Origin of the sequence: Methylomonas koyamae, from assembly GCF_006483455.1 — a bacterium.
In the GTDB taxonomy this organism is placed as follows: domain Bacteria; phylum Pseudomonadota; class Gammaproteobacteria; order Methylococcales; family Methylomonadaceae; genus Methylomonas; species Methylomonas koyamae_B.
Genome location: NZ_PPPU01000012.1, coordinates 111,796 through 129,904, shown reverse-complemented (window position 1 = coordinate 129,904; position 18,109 = coordinate 111,796). Strand labels below are relative to the sequence as shown.

Below are 18,109 nucleotides of genomic sequence, written 5' to 3'. Positions count from 1 at the left end.
GGAGCAAAAATGTCCAGTTATTTAAGACCCGCAGCGGTGATGCTGCTGTTATTGACCCTGGCCACCGGCGCCGTCTATCCGGCCTTGGTGACCCTGGTCGCCCAAACCGTATTTGCCGAGCAAGCCAATGGCAGTCTGATTAAAACGGCCAATGGCGAGGTGATCGGCTCTCGCTTGATCGGGCAAAGCTTCAGCGACCCGAACTATTTTTGGAGCCGACCGTCGGCCACTGCGCCCTACCCTTACAACGCCGCCGCCTCCAGCGGTTCCAACCTGGGGCCGACTAATCCGGAACTGAGCGAAGCCGTTGCCGCCCGCATCCAGGCTCTAAAACAAGCCGATCCCGACAATCAAGCGCCCGTACCGGTCGATCTGGTCACTGCTTCCGGCAGCGGATTGGACCCGCATATCAGTCCGGCGGCGGCGGAATACCAAGTCAAACGCGTTGCTAGGTTCCGAAAAATCGAGGAAGCCAAAGTTCGGGAATTAATCGAAGCCAATACCGAAGGCCGGCAATGGGGCGTGTTGGGCGAACCCAGGGTCAACGTGTTGCAATTGAATCTGGCGTTGGATGCCGTTAGTTTTCCTGCTCCGAATTAGCTTGCCCGATTCGGCGTGGATAATGGGGAAAGTTGGCAATTGCTCGATCCAACACCGGTCCGTATCAGGCCGATTGCCCGTAGACCCGACTGACCAGCCGATAGAACCAACTCGGCCGGCCCAGGATAATCGCAAAGGCGACCACCGGCGTGACCGGCAACGGCACGATATCGACTAGAAACAGCACGAACAGACAGGCAAAGCTTTTGATGCGGGCCGCGCGGGTTTCGGCAGCGCTCACAAAATCGGCATCGTCGGGATAATCGAAGATACCGCGCACCAAGCGGTGGAACCAATCTGGACGCTTGACCACGACATACATGCCGATCAAACAACCGGGAGAAATCGGGCCGAAACCGATAATCGCGAATATCGCAAAAACCGACAAAGCTTTGAGTTGGGCGGTATTAAGCATGTTGCGGAGGTTCTGAGGAAAGAGCGCTAATGATAGCCAATTGGCCGACGTTCGGTATCGAATCGGCTCAGATGGGAAAGCGGCACCCGGCGCCCTTGTCCGGACCGAGCCAACCCGGATGGGCCAGCCGCTTGAGACCGACCGGAATTTTGGCAAATGGCGGGCGGCGGCACGGCCGCCGCCCGTTTACCGGACTTAATTCAGCAAATCCAGCGCTTTGGCGGCGGCTTTTTGCTTGGCCTTGCCTTTGGCAGCTTTGACCGCTTCGCCGGCGGATTTGGGTGCGGAATCGGCTTTGCCTTTCAGATTCGCGGCGGCTTCCTTGCCGGCTTTAACGGTTTCCGCGCCCTGTTTGACTTCGGCCGGCACCGCTTGCTCCAGCTTTTGCTGCGCCGCGTCTTTCACCGCTTCCTGGGCCTGGTTTTTCAATGCACCGGGCGCATTTTCGACACCTTGTTTGACTTGCTGAGCCTGCTCCAAGGCTTGGCTGGCCTGCTCCGCCCGTTGCACTGCGCCCGGCGCTACCGCGGCCGCAGTATCTTTTGCCGCCTGTTTCGCCACGCCTTCCAGAACGCCGGTTTCGGCGCAGGCCGCAGATGATGCCAATAGCAACGACCCGATTAAAATAGCTTTGTTTTGCATGTTGTCTCCTTGGTGTTATGTGTTATCGCGGGTCTACGATATCCCATGGAAACTTAACCACAAATTAACCGAGGCGATATTGACGATAGACCGGGATTCAGCCGGCAATCCGCCGCAAGGTTTCCGCCACCAGACTTTGCGCCCGCTCGGCATCGCCAGCCTCGGCATAACAACGCAGTTCCGGGGCATTGCCGGAAGGCCGCAAATGGACGATGTCGCCGCTGGCGAAGGTCAGGCGCAGGCCATCGGTGGTATCGCTGTTTACCGGCGCACCCAAGCTATCGCCCCACAGGCCGCGATAGGCGGTGTCGTCGGCTTGCAAGCGGTCCAGTAACGCTCGGCTGTTGGCCGCCGGAAACTCCTGAATCCGGTCGCTGGCGGTAAAACGTTGCGGCAAACCTTGCAGCAGGCCGGACAATTTGACGCCCTGCCCACGCGCCATCGCCAATAACGCCAACGCCGGCAGCAGCGAATCGCGAGTCGGCAACGCGGCCAGGGGTTTAGCGTCGACGCTCAGACCGTTGCCGGCCAAAAAGCCACCGTTGGCCTCGAAACCGGCCACTCCACCCGTACCGACCAGTTCCATACCGGCAATCACGTACGGCGAACCGATCCGGGTGCGTATCACTTGCTTGAACCAGCCCGACGCTTCGATCGCGGTATTGCAACTGACCGGTGTGACCACAGTATCGGCGCCCAGGAATTTGGCGCACAGCAAGCCGACGATGTCGCCGCGCAACCATTCGCCATGCTCATCGCCGATCAACGGCCGGTCGCCATCGCCGTCGGTGGAGATCAATGCATCCAGTTTATGTTCGGCGGCCCAGTTACGACCGCGCTGCCTGTCCGCCTCGCCGACCGCTTCGGTATCGATCGGCACGAAGGTATCGGTACGCTCCAAACCGATCACCTCGGCGCCCAGTTCGGCCAGCACCTCTTTCAACACATCGCGGGCGGCGCTGGAATGTTCGTAAACTCCCACCCGCCAGCCGGCCAGCAAATCTCTAGCAAACAGTTTGGTGTAGCGCTGCCGATACTGGTCCAATGCCGCCGGATTGACGGCCGGTAATTCGGCAGCCACCGCTTCCACTTCGACCGTCGCACCGGTCATCGCCGCCTCGTCGGCCTTGCTAATTTCGCCGTCGGCCCGATAAAACTTGATGCCGTTGCGGTCGAACGGAATATGGCTGCCGGTGACCATGATCGCCGGAATGCCTTCCGCCAACGCATACAAGGCCAGCGCCGGGGTCGGCAACACCCCGCAAAAATCCACCTCGCAACCGGACTGGCGGATGCCGGCGACGCAGGCTTGGGCAATCTCCGGGCTGGACGGCCGCAGATCCATGCCCAAGGCAATACGCTGGCCGCGGCGGGCGAGATTCAAGCCTTGAATGAACGCCAAGGTGTAAGCGGCACAGACCTCGCCGCTCATCTGGCTGACCAGGCCGCGCGCGCCGCTGGTGCCGAACGCAACGCCGCTGTCGGCCATCATTTGTTGGATATTGATTGTCGTCATGGTAGGGATAATGGTTGAAACGGTGAGGAAAATGGCGGCCGCACCGACCGCTTAATCTGCCATGATAGATAAAAGCCGGAATTCGGCAAACCGATTCTTGCCGTCGGCTACAAAATCATTGCGGTGTGCAATGCATGCTGCGGATAAAGTCTTGTAAAGTCTGGCCGGGGTCTTCGCTGAAGGCTTCGTCCAGCACCAGCGCGCGCTCGATGCGGTCCAAGCGGAAGTTGCGAAAATCGCCGCGCAACTCGCACCAGCCGACCAGGGTCCAGACGTTGCCCCAGAAATACAGCCCCAGCGGCCGGATCCGGCGCTGACTGAATTCGCCGTCGCCGCGGCGGTAATCCAGATGCAGCACGCGCTTGGCGTCCAAGGCTTGGCGGCAAATGTCCATCGTGACGTCCAAATCTTCGCGCGGCGAGAAGCGCAGCGCGAACAATTTGGAACGGTCCAAACGGTCGCGCAATTCGGCCGGCACCACCGCCGTGACCTTGTCCAACACCGACTGCGCCGACCGACCCAGCTCGGTACCGGCCCAGGTTTTGACCATGCGGGCGCCGACCACCAGCGCCTCCAGTTCGGCAGCACTGAACATCAACGGCGGAATATCCAGGCTGTGGCGCAAGGCATAACCGACGCCGGCTTCGCCTTCGATCGGAATCCCGGACAGGCTCAACACCTGGATGTCGCGGTAAATAGTGCGCTCCGACACTTCCAGCCGCTCGGCAAGGGCCTTGGCCGTGACCAGCCGCCGATTGCGCAGAATCTGCACGATCTGAAACAGACGGTCGGCTCTGCGCATCGCGGCTGCCGCTTCGGATTATGCCGGTGAGTACAGGCCGACTCGATTGCCCTCGCTGTCCAGCACCAGCGCGAAGTAACCGCATTCGCCGTCGTGGATCGGCGTTTTCGGCATCAAGACCTTGCCGCCGGCGGCTTCGACTTTAGCCAAAGGTTGGCTCAGATCTTCACCGCCGTTGAAATACACCACGGCTCCGGTTGCCGAGGGTTGATAGTGCTCACTTTTCACCAACATGCCGCTGACCGCGCCGTCTTCGGCTTCGAAAATCGCCAATTGCATGTCGCTCATGTCCTCCAGCTTGAAACTGGTATCCAAGACGCTACGGTAAAAATCCTGGGCGCGGCCGAGGTCGGTTGCAGGCAATTCGAACCAGGTTGCGATATTTTGATTCATGGTGGATTCCTCCATTGGTTTAAAAGAGCCGCCATCCTAAAACAGCCCTCCTGACAGCGTGGTGTCAGCAATGTTTGCCGCTAGCGGCGGCGCCCGCCCAACAAAGAACCTAAAACGCCGCGAATGATTTGCTTGCCGACTTCCTGGCCGATGCTGCGCGCCGCGCTTTTGGCTGCAGCCTCCAGCACGGTTTCGGCCGAACTTCGTCGGCCGCGGCGGGAAGTCGATTTACTGGCCCCGCCGCCCATCAACACCTCGCCCCAATCGAAACCGCTGCCGCCGGTATCGCCACTTCCGGCCGGCCCGGCTTGCTCGGCGCGGCCTTTCAGAATCTCGTAAGCCGATTCCCTGTCGACTTGTTTTTCGTAATGGCCGGCGATCACCGAGCTGGCTATCGTCTCCCGCCGCTCGGCGTCGCTGGCCGGCCCGATCCGCGAGCGCGGCGGTTTGATCAGGGCCCGCTCGACAATGGCCGGCGTCCCTTTGGCTTCCAGAAACGATACCAACGCCTCGCCGACGCCCAGTTCGCCGATTGCCGCGGTGACGTCCAACTTGGGGTTAGTTCTGAAGGTTTCGGCAGCGGCTTTCACCGCCTTTTGGTCGCGCGGCGTGAAGGCCCGCAACGCATGCTGCACCCGGTTGCCAAGCTGGCCCAGAATCACGTCCGGAATATCCAGCGGATTTTGGCTGACGAAATAGACGCCGACGCCTTTGGAACGGATCAATCGCACCACCTGTTCGATTTTTTGCAACAGCGCAGCCGGGGCGTCGTTGAACAGCAAATGCGCCTCGTCGAAGAAGAACACTAGCTTCGGCTTGTCCAGATCGCCGGCTTCCGGCAGGTTTTCGAACAACTCCGACAGCAGCCACAGCAACAAGGTGGCGTAAACCCGCGGCGAGTTATACAGGGTATCGGCGGCCAGGATGTTGATTACGCCGCGGCCGCCTTCGGTTTGCAGCAGATCGTTGAAATCCAGCGCCGGCTCGCCGAACAGTTTTTCGCCGCCTTCGTGTTCCAGTTGCAGCAAGCCGCGCTGAATCGCACCGACGCTGGCCGCCGAGATACTGCCGTACTCTCCGGCCAGCTCGGACGCATGTTCAGAGGCGTACTGCAACATTGTTTTCAGGTCTTTCAAATCCAGCAGCAGCCAGCCGTTGTCGTCGGCGATTTTGAAGGCGGCGGTCAACACCCCGCTCTGCACTTCGTTCAAATCCAACATTCGCGCCAGCAGCAGCGGCCCCATCTCCGACACGGTCGAACGCAACGGATGGCCTTTGGCGCCGAACACGTCCCAAAACAACACCGGTGCGGCCGCCGGTTGCAGTTCCGGCAGGCCCAATTCGGCCAGACGCGCGTCGACTTTGGCGTTGCCGCCACCCGGCCGGCTCAACCCGGACAGATCGCCTTTGACGTCGGCCATGAATACCGGCACGCCGATCTCGGAAAAAGCCTCGGCCAGCGTTTGCAAGGTAATGGTCTTGCCGGTGCCGGTGGCGCCGGCAATCAAGCCGTGGCGATTGGCCATGGCCGGCAACAAGTGCAACTCGGCGGTGGCGGATTTGGCGATCAGCAGCGGTTCGGTCATCGAAAATATCCTTGGGGGGTTGGAAAAAGCCGGCCAACGCCGGCGAGTTTTAGAGCAGGCCGATCAGATCGGTTTCCAGCTCGTCGTAGGCGCCGAAGCGGCTGGCACGCAGGATGCCGGTCCTATCGATCAACAGATACGACGGCGTGCCTTGCAGCCGATAGCGCTCGAAGGTTTCCGGACGGAACGGCCGTTGCGCGAAATAGGCCCGCAGCCGGGCGCGGATGACTTGGCGTTCCGTCGGCGGGCGACTCTCGAAATCCGGCAATTGTCGGGCGACGAATGCGTCGATCTCGACTTCGAGATTATCCGCCGATTGCGGCACCAGCCAGTCCATCGCCACCGGAAAACTCAAGGAATACGGCAGCCGCTCGCCTTTGAGAAGCGCATGCTGCTGCAACAGTTTTTCGGTTTCGCCGATCACGCGGCCGCTGTCCAGCAACAAACGTAAATTGCCGACCGTGTTTTTGTCGAAATCCTCGAACGCGGTGGCCAGGCCCAACACGGTCAAGCCATAGTCCTGGTAGCGCCAATGCAAATCCTCGGCCCGCGGCAGGCAATGCAAAAAGCAGCCGGGGCAATTGACCTGGAATACCGCCACCAGCACCACGCGTCCGGCTAGATCGGCCAGTGGCGTCGGCCGGCCCTGCAGCCATTCGCCGATTGCCAGCGGCGGTGCCGGATGGCCGATGCGCGCTTCCACCAGGGTCTGCCGGCCGGGATCAATCCCGGAAATTGTTGAATTGCAGCGGTTGTTCCAGATCCTCAGTGCGCAGCATCTGGATCACTTCCTGCAGATCGTCCCTTTTCTTGCCGGTCACGCGCACCTTGTCGCCGTTGATCGCGGCCTGCACTTTCATTTTTTTATCTTTGATCAGTTTGACGATTTTCTTCGCCAGATCGCTGCCGATGCCTTGCTTCAAGGCAATGATCTGGCTGGCGGTCTTGCCGGTATCGGTGATTTTTCCGCTCTCCAGCGCCGAAATGTCGATGCCGCGCTTGCTCATCTTGGCATACAGAATCGGCAGCATTTGCTGCAATTGGAAGGTCGATTCGGCTTTCATCATAATGCCGTCGTCGGTCTGTTCGAAATTGGCATTGGAGCCCTTGAAGTCGAAACGGGTCGAGACTTCCTTGTTGGCTTGGTCCACGGCGTTGGTCACTTCGTGGCTATCGAGTTCGGAAACGATGTCGAATGATGGCATGGCATTGATTTACAAGTATAAAAGCCAGGCAATATAACGGCGTTACCGGCATTATTCAACTGCAATCTGAGCAAGGGCGCGGCCTTGTCGGCCATCGGCGAAACGGGTATCTTTAGCCGGCAACGGAGGAGAACCCCATGAAAACACACCCCAAACACCTGATTTTTCCGGTCGCGGCGCTGGCGCTGTTGAGCGGCGCTTTGCTGGCCGGCTGCGGCCAGGAGCAACCCAAGACCATCGTCGCCAAGCCGGCCGGCGCCCAACATTTACGGGCGGCCAGCCTGACCGGTGCGGTCAGCAACAACAGCGGTCCGATCAAATCCGGCGAAGTCAAGTTGCGCTCCGAAGCCGGCAAATTGATCGCCAGCACCGAATTGAACAACAGCCCGCGGTTCGAGATACCAGTGCCGGCCAATACGCCGCTGCCGCTGATCTTGAGTTACGGCTCGGGCGCCGACGAACTGGTCAGCGTCATCATCCATCCCGACTCCGGCAAATACGACATCAACCCGACCACGACCGCCATAGCCAAACAGGCCAAGGCCATGGGCGGCTACAGCCATGGCAACATGGTCAGAGCGGCGGAAGAAACCGCGCACGTGCCCGACGCCAACAAAACCACCTCCGGTTTCCGCGGCGACCCGACCACCCAGTACGGCGGTTGGCATTAACAGAAAATCCGACAACAATTTCGCAGTAACGCTCACTAGACCGAGATCGGGGCTCAACCGGTTCAACCGGCAGTCGTCGCCCCCCCACCGGGGCGGCGCGGCCAGCGCATGCCGCCCGTGTATCTAATCAGAAACAATCCCTGACAATCCCGCCAAATTGATCCCGCCGCCGAACTTTCGGCATTCCGAGTCGGCAGCAATATTTCCCTAGCCCTCACGCCAGAATTCGCGGCCACCCCCGACCCCGCATGGCGAATTTCTTGCCGAAATTGCCGGCTAGCCGGCAATTTATCCATCGAAATAGCGCCGGCCCGAATCTGTAACAAAGTTGTCGCAATTCCGTTTTAACATCCGCCGCGCGAACTCACCGCGCCTTAACCATACCAGGAGTCAGAAACGATGAAGGACATCGACACCAAGGCCAGCTCGCCGGTGATTTTTGTGGCGGTAATTGGCGGTTTTGCCGTTAGGGATTCCATCGGCCGTTATCCGGCGCATCGATTCAAACCTAAGGTCCGGAAGGGCACAGACAAACGCCCATGTCACCCGACTCTGCCAACAATCGACGGCCAATATCAGCATCGCCACCAGAGTCGCTCAAATCGGGCAAATCAACGACCCGCACTATCCAGCCATTGCTGTTTAGGGGCAAAACCAGCGCCTTTCAACGCCTAAGTTAGGCCGGCTGCTGTCCGTTAAACCGCCAAGTATTTTCCAAATTACCGATTGCTATTTTCGCCCATGAACATCAGCCGAATTACCAAGATCGTCAGCCTACTGTTAATCCTTACGCTCAGCGGTTTCACCATTGCCGTAGTCTCCGCGTTGCGCCACTTAAACCAGGCGTTTTCGGCCGTCGAATATTTCGGACAACAGCAAAACGGCTTTTACCTGCAGGTCAGCCAGCCGATCTTTGCCTATTTGTCTACCGGCGACGCCACGCTGCTGACCGCGATAGACCACAACGTCCGCCAGACCGTTAACGATCTCGAAGCCAACCCAACAATCGCCGCCCATCTGAAAACGCCGCTTCTGGACCTGCTCCGCAACGTGCAGGAATCGGTGATCGCCGAATTGGCCGCCGCCGGCAAGCTGGCCGACCCGCAACTGCTATTGATCAATAACGAACAACAGCTCGCCGGCCATCTGCAAACCTTGCTCGATTACGCCGAGCGGGCGCCGGCCGAAAACCACACCAAACAGCTTTACTGGGTGACGCTCAGCCAGGCGCAAACCGCTTTGCTGTCGCTGTCCCGAGCTAGGCAAAGTTATTTTGCTTCCCGCGGCAACGGTTCGCCGGACAACGTGCACCACTATCTGCAGCAGCTCATCGCCGTAACGGAACGCATCCAACACCTGCCGTTGCTGGGTTTATTGAAGCCGCAAGCTGCCGATGAACCCGATTTCGGCTTGGCGCTGGCCGGAACAGACCGGCCGGCGGAGGATTTCGCCGCCGAACCGGTGGCCGAAATCGCCGCACTGACGAAGCGTTACGACAAAGAACTGGCCAACGCCAGCCAGTTGATCGCCCAGAAAAAAGCCGGGCAGGACCAGGCGGAACAGCAAATGCATGCGCTGCAGCAACGCCTGGACGGATTACGCGGCGAAATTTCCGCCGAATACCAAGCCTACGAGCGGGTACTGTACGGAATCGTCGGTTTGTGTACCGCCGTGCTGGTCGCAATCAGCGGCTTGATGATTTATCTGAAACGCCATCTTGCCGAAGTTATCGGCTATATCAGCGGCCATGTCGACCGTTTGGCCAACGGCAATCTGCGCGGCTCGGTCGACTTAAGCAGCCGGATCGCCGAGATAAACCTGCTGAAAGATTCGCTGCTGAAACTGCACGATTACTTCGAACGGCTAATCCGCAACATCAACCAGGAATCGTCCGAGCTAAACCGGCACGGCCAGAATATCCTGCAGGTTGCCGCAAGCCTGGAAACCATTATCGCCGACCAACGCCTCGCCACCGAGAACGGCGCCCGCCAGATGACCGAACTACACCGTTCGTTTGCCAGCGTTGCCGACCATGCCGCCCATTCGCAAAGCGTGACGGCGTCGGCGCGGGATTTGATCGACCGCGGCCTGTCCACGATGCAACATACCCGGGAGCAAATCGACACGCTGGACCGCTGCAACGAAGCCACCGGCCGCGCATTGGAGCGCTTGCAACGCGATGCGGCGGGCATCGGCAACGTGCTGGATGTGATTCAAGGTTTTAACGAACAAATCAATCTGCTGGCCTTGAATGCGGCTATCGAGGCTGCCAGGGCCGGCCAGCACGGCCGAGGCTTCGCGGTGGTGGCCGACGAAGTGCGCAAGCTGGCGGCGCAAACGGCGGTTTCGGCCGGGCAAATCCGCACCCTGGTCGAGAAGCTGAATGCCGCGACCGCCGACACGGTGGACTTGATGGACGGCCAACAAAGCGCCGCCAAAAATACCGCCGCAGCCGTCGAACAAGTCGGTCAGGTTTTTGCCGGCATCAAAGACTCGGTAGCCAGCCTATTGCAACAAAGCCGAATCATCGCCGAGACCTCGCTACAACAATCCCAAGCCAGCGAACGTGTCGCCACCAGTTTCAACCAGACCGCGGAATTGGCCCGGCAAACCAGCCGCGAAGCCCAAAACAACAAAGCCAGCGCATCGGCCATCACCGGCATCAACCGCAATTTGCGCGATTTAATTGCGCAGTTCAGTATCGGTTGAGCGCATCCGGCGGCCCGAACGGCCGCCACCGGCTTTGCCGGCCACAACGATTTCCTGAAACCGGATTTGTCGCATGTCCGACAAATTCACTGAAATTTATGCGGTTGTTGCCTTAGCCTTCCCGACCGGTGGCAGCCGAAAGCCTCGCCGGACAAGGCCTGCCGCCAAACCGGAAAAATTGGATTGAATTTTGCTTTCCCCCAGTATCCTTTACTATCCTTGATGGGGCGCGACATGTCCAACAGTGTGTTTTCCGAAATTTTAAGCGGCTTGTACGACAACCAAGTCATCCCGTACCTGGGGCCGGGCGTCTTGTTCGACGCTCAAAACAAGCTGACCCGGGAGCCGATGCCGGCCGACAGCGACAGCCTGATTCTGGCAATGAACGGCGGCAAACCGATGGCTCCCAAGCTGATGTACGAATTTCCGCGGGCCGCGATGAACCAGGAATTGAAACGCGGCCGCAACTTTCTGACTCAATTTCTGAATAAAACCTACGGCGAGGCGCAATACACCCGCGCCGCACTGCACGATTGGCTGCAGGAATGGCGGCCGAAGTACGTGATCGATATCAACCGCGACACCCAGTTGCAGGACAGTTACGCCGACGAGGAACACACTCTGATCGTCGGCGTTGCCCGCATCGTCGGTACCGCGTTCCGTTTCAGAATTTACCACTACGACGGCAGCGGCTATTTCGAGGTCAGCCAGGAGCAGGTCGACAAAAACCTGCCGGTCCTATTCAAGCCGATGGGCACACCGAAACCGGAAGCCAACTATATCGCCTCGGATGCCGATTACGTTGATTACATTACCGAATTGATGGGCGGCTTTGCGATTCCGGATTTTCTGAAGGAATACCGTAAAGGCAAAAAGTACCTGCTGATCGGTTTACCGTTGAACCGCGACTCGGAGCGGATGGTGATGAGCGACATCGTTTACGGTGCGACCGAGCCGAAAGGCTGGTTTTTGCGCAAAAATCCGACCGATAAAGAAAAACGTTTCAGCGAACGGATGGGCTTCGAACTGATCAACGCCGACGTCCAGGACTTCCTCCAATCGGTGCAGGCTGCGGCCGTCGCCGCCTGATCGCCGATCGGCGCTGGCGGCGCGGATCGAGCGGCGGCGCTAGCCCGGTACCGGCATCGCCGCCAGCAACGGCGGTTTGAAATCGAAGCCGAAATGCTTCGGGTCTTCGCCGATCACGGCCGCGGAGACGATGTAAAACACGTAATCGTAAGTCTCGGCCGGTATCTCGTATTGCTGGATGAATTTCCAGAAGTTCTTGTCGCGCGGATTGTCCGGCATGTTTTCCACCATGCTGCGCACTTTGTTGTGGCCATAGTTGTAACTGGCCATGACCAACAAGCCGGAGGCCTGGGCCTGGGTGCCGTAGATGTACTTCAAGTACTTGGCACCGGCGCGGGTTGCCTGGTTGAAATCGAAACGGGCGTCCTGCTCGTCGTAATCGCGGGTATTAGCCAACGGCCCCGGCGCCAAGCCGTAATCCTGGCCGGTGCTCGCCAGAAACTGCCAGGCGCCCTTGGCGATGCCGAAGCGGGTTTCCGGACCGACGGCTTTGCTGTCGTAATTGCTTTCCTGTAGCGGCAAATACAAAAAGTAAGCCGGCAAGCCTTCCTTTTCCAGCTCGCTCAGCACGATAGGCGCATATTGGTTGGCTTCCAGGTTACGAATCGCCAATTGCAGACGGGAACTGTTTTTCCAGCTGTCGATGTACTGCTTGACCTTGGCCACGAACTCTTCCGGTACCTCCAGCTCGCTTTCGCCGAAACCGCGCGCCACCCGCGTCACCAGTTCCCGCTCGTATTCCTCGTCGCTCGGAAAACTCAGCCGCAGAAAATCGATTTGTTGCAGATAGGCCTGGTATTTGACTTTCATCGCCTTCAAGCGCTCACGTTCTTCCGCCAGACGTTTCTTTTCCTGTTGGATTCGCAATTGCTCTTCCTTGATCCTTTCCTGCGACACCCGCATCTTTTCGTCGTTGACCGCGGCCAGGGTTTGCACCAAGGTCTCCGCGCTTTGCTCCAGCCGAATGTCGGCTTGCGACAGGCTGACTTCCAGCGTCTTGATGTCGTAGAACATGTTGATCGCCAGCGCCCGGGCGTTGTCCAGCGCAAACCGCTGATACACCGCCAAACCGGCCACCAGCACCAACAATCCGGCCAGCGACCAGATCCATTTCTTGTAGCTTTTGGTGCGAACGGTGCGGTCCTCGCGGATGAAGCCGCGCACCATCCGGGTGTAGTCGCCCATGTCTTCCGACTCCTGTTCGGACAATAGCCGATTACGGATTTGCTCGGGCGTTAATTGCGGGCGGGATTGGCTATGCTGCTGCGGTTGCGGCTCGACTTGGGCGATTGCTGCGGCGCCGGGTTGCGGCAATATCGGCTTTTGCTGGGCGGCGGGGTCGCTGAGTTTCAAAACGAACGCCGCCGGGCCGAAACCGACCGTCGCCGGCAAAGCCAATTTGAGCTTGCCCGAAACCCGCAGCCCCTCCAGATAGACGCCGTGGCTGCTGTTGAGGTCAAACAGCCACCAGGCGCCGCCGCTGAATTTGATTTCGCAATGGTGCCGGCTGACCGACGGATCCTGGATCACCACCTCGTTGTCGGCGGAACGGCCGACGCGAAAATCCTTGGCAAAGGCAAAATCGGCGACGGCGCGGCCGGAAGCATCCAACACACTGACGGCCAGCCTGCTGGTGCCGACCAGCAGAGTTCGGTCCAAATCGGCCTGCGCGGCCCCCGGCTTCGCATTCATCAGTACGGTTTTATCCTCTTCCATCGCTACCTCGTGACCGCCGTCGTCGAAAACTTCGGCAAAGAGTAGCCGATTTCTGCAGCCAACACAGCGCCCGCTACGCCGAAAACGGCCGCAATCCTGAGTCAACCGACGATAGAGGTGCCTTTGATCTGGGCAAACACCGGCATCCCCGGTCGCAGGTTCAACAACGCCGCCGATTTTTGGGTGATGTGGGACAGCAGAATTTCGCCTCCGGCCGCCAATTGCACAACGCTTTGGCCCTGGCCCAGATCCGCGACCGCGCGTACTTCGGCCGGCAATATATTCAAGATGCTGGAAGCCTGGGGCGGTTGCAGCGCGATGCTGACGTCGCGCGCATAAATTCTGATCCGTACCGGGCTGCCCGGCGCGGCATCCAGGTAGGGCAGACTGAGATTGCCGCCGGCAAATTCGGCATGACTCAGATGGTAGTCGGCTTCGTGGCTCACTAGCCGGCCCTGCCAGACGCTGGCCGCCATCCGGTCCGCGGCCAGCGGCCCGTCCAGCCGGGTCAATGTCTCGGCCAGCGGTCCGCAGGCCACGGCTTTACCGGCCGCCATCACCAGCAAGTGGTCAGCCAGCCGATTGACCTCGTGCCGGGAATGGGTGACGTACAGAATCGGAATCCGCAGGTTTTGCTGCAGGCCGGTCAGATAGGGCAAAAACTCCTGCTTGCGTTCTTCGTCCAATGCCGCCAGCGGTTCGTCCATCAACAAGATGTCGGGACTGGCCGCCAAAGCGCGGGCGATCGCCACCCGCTGCCGCTCGCCGCCGGACAGGCGCCCCGGCATGCGCGCCAGCAACGGCGCAATCGCCAATAATTCGATGGCCTGCTCCAGCGAAATTTTGCCTTCCCGGCAACGCATGCGCCGGACCGCATAATCCAGATTGCCGCGCACGCTCAGATGTGGAAACAAATTGGCATCCTGGAACACATAACCCAGGTTACGCCGGTGGGTCGGCAGAAACAGGCCGCGCTCGCTGTCCTGCCACAAGGTATCGCCGACACGCAGATAACCCTGCGGCGCCTGCTCCAAACCGGCGATACAGCGCAGCAACGTGGTTTTGCCCGACCCGGAATGGCCGTAGAACACTGTCACGCCGGCCGCCGGCAAATTCAAGTCCACATTCAACGCGAATCCGCCGTAGTTGAGTTGGAAACGAGCGATCAATTCGGACGCGTTCATTTGGCGGACTGACTCAAAGGCTGGGTATGTTTAGTACTGTACAAAACCAACAACACCAGAAACGAAAAGATCAACAAACCGCCGGCCAGCCAATGGGCTTGGCCGTACTCCAGGGCCTCGACATGATTGTAGATCTGTACCGACGCCACTCGGGTTTTATCCGGAATATTGCCGCCGACCATCAGCACCACGCCGAATTCGCCGACAGTATGGGTGAAGCCGAGTATGCCGGCGGTCAGGAACCCCGATTTGGCCAGCGGCAACGCCACCGAGAAAAAGCGGTCCAGCGGTCCGGCGCCGGCGGTGGCGGCGGCTTCCAACGGTCCGCTGCCGATGGCGACAAAGGTATTCTGCAAGGGCTGCACCACAAACGGCAGCGAATACAACACCGATGCCGTGACCAAGCCGCCGAAGCTGAACGGCAACGTGCCAAATCCAAGCCACTGGGTGAATTTGCCGACGACGCCGGCCGGCCCCATCAATATCAATAGGTAAAACCCCAGCACGGTGGGCGGTAACACTAAAGGCAAGGCAACGATACTGTTGACGACACCCTTCCAGCGCGAAGGGCTACGCGCCAGCCACCAGGCCAATGGCGTACCGACCAACAACAGCAGTAAGGTGGCAAGCCCGGCGACCTTAAAAGTCAGCCACAGCGCGGCGTAATCGGAAGAATCGGGCATTGGTAAAAGAATCGAGTCAGGATGGGGCTTATTCTCGCCAAATCACAGGCAACAACGCCAGAAAATAGTTAAGGCAGGTGTCGCGCAAGGCGACAACGGCGCCGATGTCGGGATCGCTGGCCAATCTCCCGGCATCGGCGCCGGATTGCAGTATGTTACTTGATCAAAGCCTGCAGCCGACTCTCGACCTTGGCCGCTACCAGACTATCGTAGTGGCGTTGCAGCATCGAATCGGTAGGCCGCGGAAACAAAGCCGCTTCGATCTCGCTTTGCAATTGCGCGAGAAAATGCCTTCTCAGAATCGAATCTTCCGGCACCACCGGCGCAGTCTTGCCGCTATCGGCAAACGGCTTGTCGGCGTCGGTCTGCTTCGCTTTGGCGTAAGCCGACAAAAAACAACCCAACGGTGCAAAGGCGCATGCCGCGACGATCACCATGATCAAACCAACCAGAACAACTTCGCTCATCTCATCACCTCGAAGATATCGCCATAAACACAATGGCGGCAGGCGCTGGCACTCGCCTGTCGCCCTTTTGAAAGCCCAGTGGTTTTCGATGATTTCTCTGCAATATCAATGCCATGGATATAACCTTACGAAACACAAGGTCTAATGCGGATTTGCCGGCGAGACTGGAATGATTAGCGGAATATTTCAGTGCAGATTTACGACAAGCCGACACCAAAACCTGGAGATTGTGGCCGATCCGACAACCGCGCCGTCATGCGGCGGGCAGCTTTTTCACGATTTGCGGTTTGAAGCACAGGTGCAGCAATAACAGATTCTGGCAACGGTGGATTAGCGCAAATCCACTTAGTAGGCTGATTAAGGCAATTTCGGGAAGATATTCGGTGTTGTCCGGCGAAGGCAGCCAAGCCTGGGCCAACCCAACCCCGCCTAGCATGAACAGTAGCGGCGCCAAATACAAAACCAGAGACGTCAACAACAAATGGCCGTCGTCGATCGCAACCACGACCCGGTCTCCTGCTTGCAGCGCAATATCGGAATCGACCGCAAATTCGCGTTTAGGCAAGACTTTCGCCAACGTCGCAGTGCCGCAGGACGGCTGTTGCATACAGCCGCTGCAGGCACTGCTTTGCAGGCTTTTGATCCAGGTTCGGCCGTCTGTGCCGATGCGGGTGACGACGGCCGCTTCTTCGATCATGGCAAGCTCAAACTAGGCCCAAGCCAACGCGATCGATTCCAGCCAGGCGTTCAAGCGACCTTCGCTGAGTTCCTTTTGGTTGTCTTCGTCCAAAGCCAAACCAACAAACTGATCGCCCAATAGTGCCTTGGATTTTTTGAAGTTGTAACCTTCCGGGCTGGTCATGCCAACGATGGTGGCGCCGGCATCGGCAAAGGCGTCGTATAAAAAGCCCAGCGCGTCGACGAAATGGCCGGGATAACCTTCCTGGTCGCCTAGCCCGTACAGGGCGACGGTTTTACCGGAGAAGTCGGCACCACCCAGGGTTGGCAGGAACTCTTCCCAACTCTCGTTATCATGGCCGGCGCTCAAGCCCGGCAATTCTCCCTCGCCATAAGTCGGCGAGCCGACGATCAACACATCGTAGGCCAACAGATCGTCGACGCTGGCTTTATTAATGTTGACCGGTTTGTCCGCGACATCGCCCAATTTAGTGGCGATCGCCTTTGCGAATTTGCGGGTGTTACCGGTATCTGTGCCAAAGAAAATGCCTACTTTTGCCATAGTGCTTACTCCGTGTTATCCAAAAATTAAAGCTGAATCTGCAACAAACCGGGGTTGGCAGCCGGTTGTTGTGCGGCCCATTCGGCCGGGGTATGGGTTTTCAAGGTCACGGCATGCAGCCGGCCGTTCGCCAGCGGCTCGCTCAGCGTCGCCATCACCCCCTGGTGTTGTTTGATCATGGTTTGGCCGGCGAAAGCCTCGCTGACCACGCTGATACTCAAATCGCAGCCGACGCCTTCGATACCGATGGTTGCTCCCGGATACTCGGCCAAAATCAGCGCCTCCACTTCGGAATGAGTGATGGTTTGGCTCGGTTCTGCTCCGGCGGCAGGCTGAACGGCGGTTTGCAGCAACGGCAACAGGCTGCCGTCCTTATGCATCGCCTCGACGATATCGGCCCCGCCGACCAGCTCGCCTTTGACGAACAATTGCGGAAAAGTCGGCCAGCGCGAAATCGACGGCAATTTCTCGCGGATGAACGGCGATTGCAGCACGTTGACGTAGGCGTAAGGAATCTTGGTTTCGTTCAGTATCCCCACCGCCTTGGCGGAAAACCCGCACTCCGGCGCGCTGGGCACGCCTTTCATATAAATAATCACCGGGTTCTCGGCGAGCTGTTTTAGGATTTTTTCTTTGACGCTCATAGTGGGTTCCGCAATTCAATATTGAACATGGTTTCGCTACCGCGAAGCTGTTTTAATCGGGTTCTCGCACCCGAAGGCGAGATACTTTTCTTTGCTCCGCCAAAGAAAAGTATCCAAAAGAAAGGCGGCCCGGATGCCGCTTATTCCCTGCGCTCCTCGCTTTTGAACGGGGTTGCCGAAAGGGGCTCCTGCCCCTTCGGCAACGCGCCGCTTCCCTGCGGCGCCCCTAACGGGCTGGTCCGTCCAAAAGCTCCGGTGCTCGGCGCGGCAAACGGGAGAAACCCCAACGCGCATTTCAAAACCGATTTGAGCCCATAGAAGCCTAACATTTTGATTTAAAATGGTTTCATCAAGGCTTCCGCCGGAAGCTAAACCCGACATACTTAAAAACAAACTCATCGCACCAACAACACCGACTCATTCCCGTATGCCGCGCCGAGCACCGCAGTGTTTATCGAGTACAGCCCGAAGGGGCGCCGCAGGGATGCGGCGCGGCGGCGGCGGGGCTGGGAAGCCCGTTCTGCCGGCCCTCGATAAACACTGCGGA

The 18,109-nt window shown here is 58.8% G+C and carries 21 protein-coding genes; 5 read left to right on the top strand and 16 right to left on the bottom strand.

The window, feature by feature from the left end; all coding sequences use genetic code 11:
* The first annotated feature begins 9 nt into the window (after nucleotides 1-9).
* Nucleotides 10-600: a potassium-transporting ATPase subunit KdpC gene (gene kdpC / locus C2U68_RS06590; protein ID WP_140911720.1), complete on the top strand. Its 591-nt coding sequence runs from the start codon at nucleotides 10-12 to the stop codon at nucleotides 598-600.
* A 64-nt stretch (nucleotides 601-664) separates the two neighbouring features.
* On the opposite strand, the gene C2U68_RS06585 is transcribed toward kdpC, so the two are convergent.
* From C2U68_RS06585 to C2U68_RS06550, 8 genes are all read right to left on the bottom strand, one after another.
* On the bottom strand, nucleotides 665-1,015 hold the full coding sequence (locus tag C2U68_RS06585; protein ID WP_260839243.1) for a hypothetical protein: 351 nt from the start codon (nucleotides 1,013-1,015) through the stop codon (nucleotides 665-667).
* Nucleotides 1,016-1,210: 195 nt separating this feature from the next.
* Nucleotides 1,211-1,657, bottom strand: a complete 447-nt coding sequence (locus C2U68_RS06580; protein WP_140911719.1) for a hypothetical protein — start codon at nucleotides 1,655-1,657, stop codon at nucleotides 1,211-1,213.
* Between the two features lie 97 nt (nucleotides 1,658-1,754).
* Nucleotides 1,755-3,173 (bottom strand): phosphomannomutase, encoded by a 1,419-nt coding sequence (locus tag C2U68_RS06575; protein WP_140911718.1) that lies wholly within the window; start codon nucleotides 3,171-3,173, stop codon nucleotides 1,755-1,757.
* 115 nt (nucleotides 3,174-3,288) lie between these two features.
* Nucleotides 3,289-3,975 (bottom strand): helix-turn-helix transcriptional regulator, encoded by a 687-nt coding sequence (locus C2U68_RS06570; RefSeq protein ID WP_140911717.1) that lies wholly within the window; start codon nucleotides 3,973-3,975, stop codon nucleotides 3,289-3,291.
* An 18-nt stretch (nucleotides 3,976-3,993) separates the two neighbouring features.
* Complete coding sequence (locus tag C2U68_RS06565; RefSeq protein WP_140911716.1) at nucleotides 3,994-4,368, bottom strand: VOC family protein; 375 nt, start codon at nucleotides 4,366-4,368, stop codon at nucleotides 3,994-3,996.
* 80 nt (nucleotides 4,369-4,448) lie between these two features.
* On the bottom strand, nucleotides 4,449-5,954 hold the full coding sequence (locus tag C2U68_RS06560; RefSeq protein ID WP_140911715.1) for a helicase HerA-like domain-containing protein: 1,506 nt from the start codon (nucleotides 5,952-5,954) through the stop codon (nucleotides 4,449-4,451).
* A 49-nt stretch (nucleotides 5,955-6,003) separates the two neighbouring features.
* Nucleotides 6,004-6,657: a TlpA family protein disulfide reductase gene (locus tag C2U68_RS06555; protein WP_260839242.1), complete on the bottom strand. Its 654-nt coding sequence runs from the start codon at nucleotides 6,655-6,657 to the stop codon at nucleotides 6,004-6,006.
* 19 nt (nucleotides 6,658-6,676) lie between these two features.
* Nucleotides 6,677-7,159, bottom strand: a complete 483-nt coding sequence (locus C2U68_RS06550) for a YajQ family cyclic di-GMP-binding protein (RefSeq protein WP_140911713.1) — start codon at nucleotides 7,157-7,159, stop codon at nucleotides 6,677-6,679.
* Nucleotides 7,160-7,296: 137 nt separating this feature from the next.
* On the opposite strand from C2U68_RS06550, the gene C2U68_RS06545 reads away from it, so the two are divergent.
* The 4 genes from C2U68_RS06545 to C2U68_RS06530 all read left to right on the top strand — a co-directional run bounded on the left by C2U68_RS06545 (nucleotide 7,297) and on the right by C2U68_RS06530 (nucleotide 11,628).
* Nucleotides 7,297-7,830: a hypothetical protein gene (locus C2U68_RS06545; protein ID WP_140911712.1), complete on the top strand. Its 534-nt coding sequence runs from the start codon at nucleotides 7,297-7,299 to the stop codon at nucleotides 7,828-7,830.
* A gap of 399 nt (nucleotides 7,831-8,229) precedes the next feature.
* The gene (locus tag C2U68_RS06540) at nucleotides 8,230-8,505 is read left to right on the top strand and encodes a hypothetical protein (RefSeq protein ID WP_140911711.1); all 276 of its coding nucleotides are present in this window, start codon (nucleotides 8,230-8,232) and stop codon (nucleotides 8,503-8,505) included.
* A 66-nt stretch (nucleotides 8,506-8,571) separates the two neighbouring features.
* Nucleotides 8,572-10,539, top strand: a complete 1,968-nt coding sequence (locus C2U68_RS06535; protein WP_140911710.1) for a methyl-accepting chemotaxis protein — start codon at nucleotides 8,572-8,574, stop codon at nucleotides 10,537-10,539.
* Between the two features lie 234 nt (nucleotides 10,540-10,773).
* Nucleotides 10,774-11,628, top strand: coding sequence for an SIR2 family protein (locus tag C2U68_RS06530; protein WP_140911709.1), 855 nt, complete (start codon nucleotides 10,774-10,776; stop codon nucleotides 11,626-11,628).
* Nucleotides 11,629-11,667: 39 nt separating this feature from the next.
* Here C2U68_RS06530 and C2U68_RS06525 read toward each other — a convergent pair whose 3' ends face one another.
* The 8 genes from C2U68_RS06525 to C2U68_RS06490 form a co-directional block, all read right to left on the bottom strand.
* A complete protein-coding gene (locus C2U68_RS06525) occupies nucleotides 11,668-13,344 on the bottom strand; it encodes an FHA domain-containing protein (RefSeq protein ID WP_140911708.1) in 1,677 nt (558 codons plus the stop codon).
* 101 nt (nucleotides 13,345-13,445) lie between these two features.
* Entirely contained in the window at nucleotides 13,446-14,528 is a 1,083-nt protein-coding gene (modC, locus tag C2U68_RS06520; protein WP_140911707.1) for a molybdenum ABC transporter ATP-binding protein, read from the bottom strand.
* On the bottom strand, nucleotides 14,525-15,211 hold the full coding sequence (gene modB, locus C2U68_RS06515) for a molybdate ABC transporter permease subunit (RefSeq protein ID WP_140911706.1): 687 nt from the start codon (nucleotides 15,209-15,211) through the stop codon (nucleotides 14,525-14,527). The genes modC and modB overlap by 4 nt, the downstream gene beginning before the upstream one ends.
* Nucleotides 15,212-15,366: 155 nt before the next feature.
* Nucleotides 15,367-15,678 (bottom strand): hypothetical protein, encoded by a 312-nt coding sequence (locus C2U68_RS06510; protein ID WP_140911705.1) that lies wholly within the window; start codon nucleotides 15,676-15,678, stop codon nucleotides 15,367-15,369.
* Nucleotides 15,679-15,931: 253 nt separating this feature from the next.
* Nucleotides 15,932-16,375 carry a SoxR reducing system RseC family protein gene (locus tag C2U68_RS06505; RefSeq protein ID WP_140911704.1) on the bottom strand — a complete coding sequence of 148 codons (444 nt, stop codon included), beginning with the start codon at nucleotides 16,373-16,375 and terminating at the stop codon, nucleotides 15,932-15,934.
* A gap of 12 nt (nucleotides 16,376-16,387) precedes the next feature.
* A complete protein-coding gene (locus tag C2U68_RS06500) occupies nucleotides 16,388-16,918 on the bottom strand; it encodes a flavodoxin (RefSeq protein WP_140911703.1) in 531 nt (176 codons plus the stop codon).
* A 26-nt stretch (nucleotides 16,919-16,944) separates the two neighbouring features.
* Nucleotides 16,945-17,562, bottom strand: coding sequence for a Grx4 family monothiol glutaredoxin (grxD, locus tag C2U68_RS06495; RefSeq protein ID WP_140911702.1), 618 nt, complete (start codon nucleotides 17,560-17,562; stop codon nucleotides 16,945-16,947).
* Between the two features lie 36 nt (nucleotides 17,563-17,598).
* On the bottom strand, nucleotides 17,599-17,961 hold the full coding sequence (locus C2U68_RS06490; protein WP_186289515.1) for a hypothetical protein: 363 nt from the start codon (nucleotides 17,959-17,961) through the stop codon (nucleotides 17,599-17,601).
* Between the last annotated feature and the right edge of the window lie 148 nt (nucleotides 17,962-18,109).

What these genes read in the sequence shown, in the direction of transcription:
- kdpC (WP_140911720.1), top strand. Translation starts at nt 10, where the DNA reads ATGTCCAGTTATTTAAGACCCGCAGCGGTGATGCTGCTGTTATTGACC.
- C2U68_RS06585 (WP_260839243.1), bottom strand. Translation starts at nt 1,015, where the DNA reads ATGCTTAATACCGCCCAACTCAAAGCTTTGTCGGTTTTTGCGATATTC.
- C2U68_RS06580 (WP_140911719.1), bottom strand. Translation starts at nt 1,657, where the DNA reads ATGCAAAACAAAGCTATTTTAATCGGGTCGTTGCTATTGGCATCATCT.
- C2U68_RS06575 (WP_140911718.1), bottom strand. Translation starts at nt 3,173, where the DNA reads ATGACGACAATCAATATCCAACAAATGATGGCCGACAGCGGCGTTGCG.
- C2U68_RS06570 (WP_140911717.1), bottom strand. Translation starts at nt 3,975, where the DNA reads ATGCGCAGAGCCGACCGTCTGTTTCAGATCGTGCAGATTCTGCGCAAT.
- C2U68_RS06565 (WP_140911716.1), bottom strand. Translation starts at nt 4,368, where the DNA reads ATGAATCAAAATATCGCAACCTGGTTCGAATTGCCTGCAACCGACCTC.
- C2U68_RS06560 (WP_140911715.1), bottom strand. Translation starts at nt 5,954, where the DNA reads ATGACCGAACCGCTGCTGATCGCCAAATCCGCCACCGCCGAGTTGCAC.
- C2U68_RS06550 (WP_140911713.1), bottom strand. Translation starts at nt 7,159, where the DNA reads ATGCCATCATTCGACATCGTTTCCGAACTCGATAGCCACGAAGTGACC.
- C2U68_RS06545 (WP_140911712.1), top strand. Translation starts at nt 7,297, where the DNA reads ATGAAAACACACCCCAAACACCTGATTTTTCCGGTCGCGGCGCTGGCG.
- C2U68_RS06540 (WP_140911711.1), top strand. Translation starts at nt 8,230, where the DNA reads ATGAAGGACATCGACACCAAGGCCAGCTCGCCGGTGATTTTTGTGGCG.
- C2U68_RS06535 (WP_140911710.1), top strand. Translation starts at nt 8,572, where the DNA reads ATGAACATCAGCCGAATTACCAAGATCGTCAGCCTACTGTTAATCCTT.
- C2U68_RS06530 (WP_140911709.1), top strand. Translation starts at nt 10,774, where the DNA reads ATGTCCAACAGTGTGTTTTCCGAAATTTTAAGCGGCTTGTACGACAAC.
- C2U68_RS06525 (WP_140911708.1), bottom strand. Translation starts at nt 13,344, where the DNA reads ATGGAAGAGGATAAAACCGTACTGATGAATGCGAAGCCGGGGGCCGCG.
- modC (WP_140911707.1), bottom strand. Translation starts at nt 14,528, where the DNA reads ATGAACGCGTCCGAATTGATCGCTCGTTTCCAACTCAACTACGGCGGA.
- modB (WP_140911706.1), bottom strand. Translation starts at nt 15,211, where the DNA reads ATGCCCGATTCTTCCGATTACGCCGCGCTGTGGCTGACTTTTAAGGTC.
- C2U68_RS06510 (WP_140911705.1), bottom strand. Translation starts at nt 15,678, where the DNA reads ATGAGCGAAGTTGTTCTGGTTGGTTTGATCATGGTGATCGTCGCGGCA.
- C2U68_RS06505 (WP_140911704.1), bottom strand. Translation starts at nt 16,375, where the DNA reads ATGATCGAAGAAGCGGCCGTCGTCACCCGCATCGGCACAGACGGCCGA.
- C2U68_RS06500 (WP_140911703.1), bottom strand. Translation starts at nt 16,918, where the DNA reads ATGGCAAAAGTAGGCATTTTCTTTGGCACAGATACCGGTAACACCCGC.
- grxD (WP_140911702.1), bottom strand. Translation starts at nt 17,562, where the DNA reads ATGAGCGTCAAAGAAAAAATCCTAAAACAGCTCGCCGAGAACCCGGTG.
- C2U68_RS06490 (WP_186289515.1), bottom strand. Translation starts at nt 17,961, where the DNA reads ATGAGTTTGTTTTTAAGTATGTCGGGTTTAGCTTCCGGCGGAAGCCTT.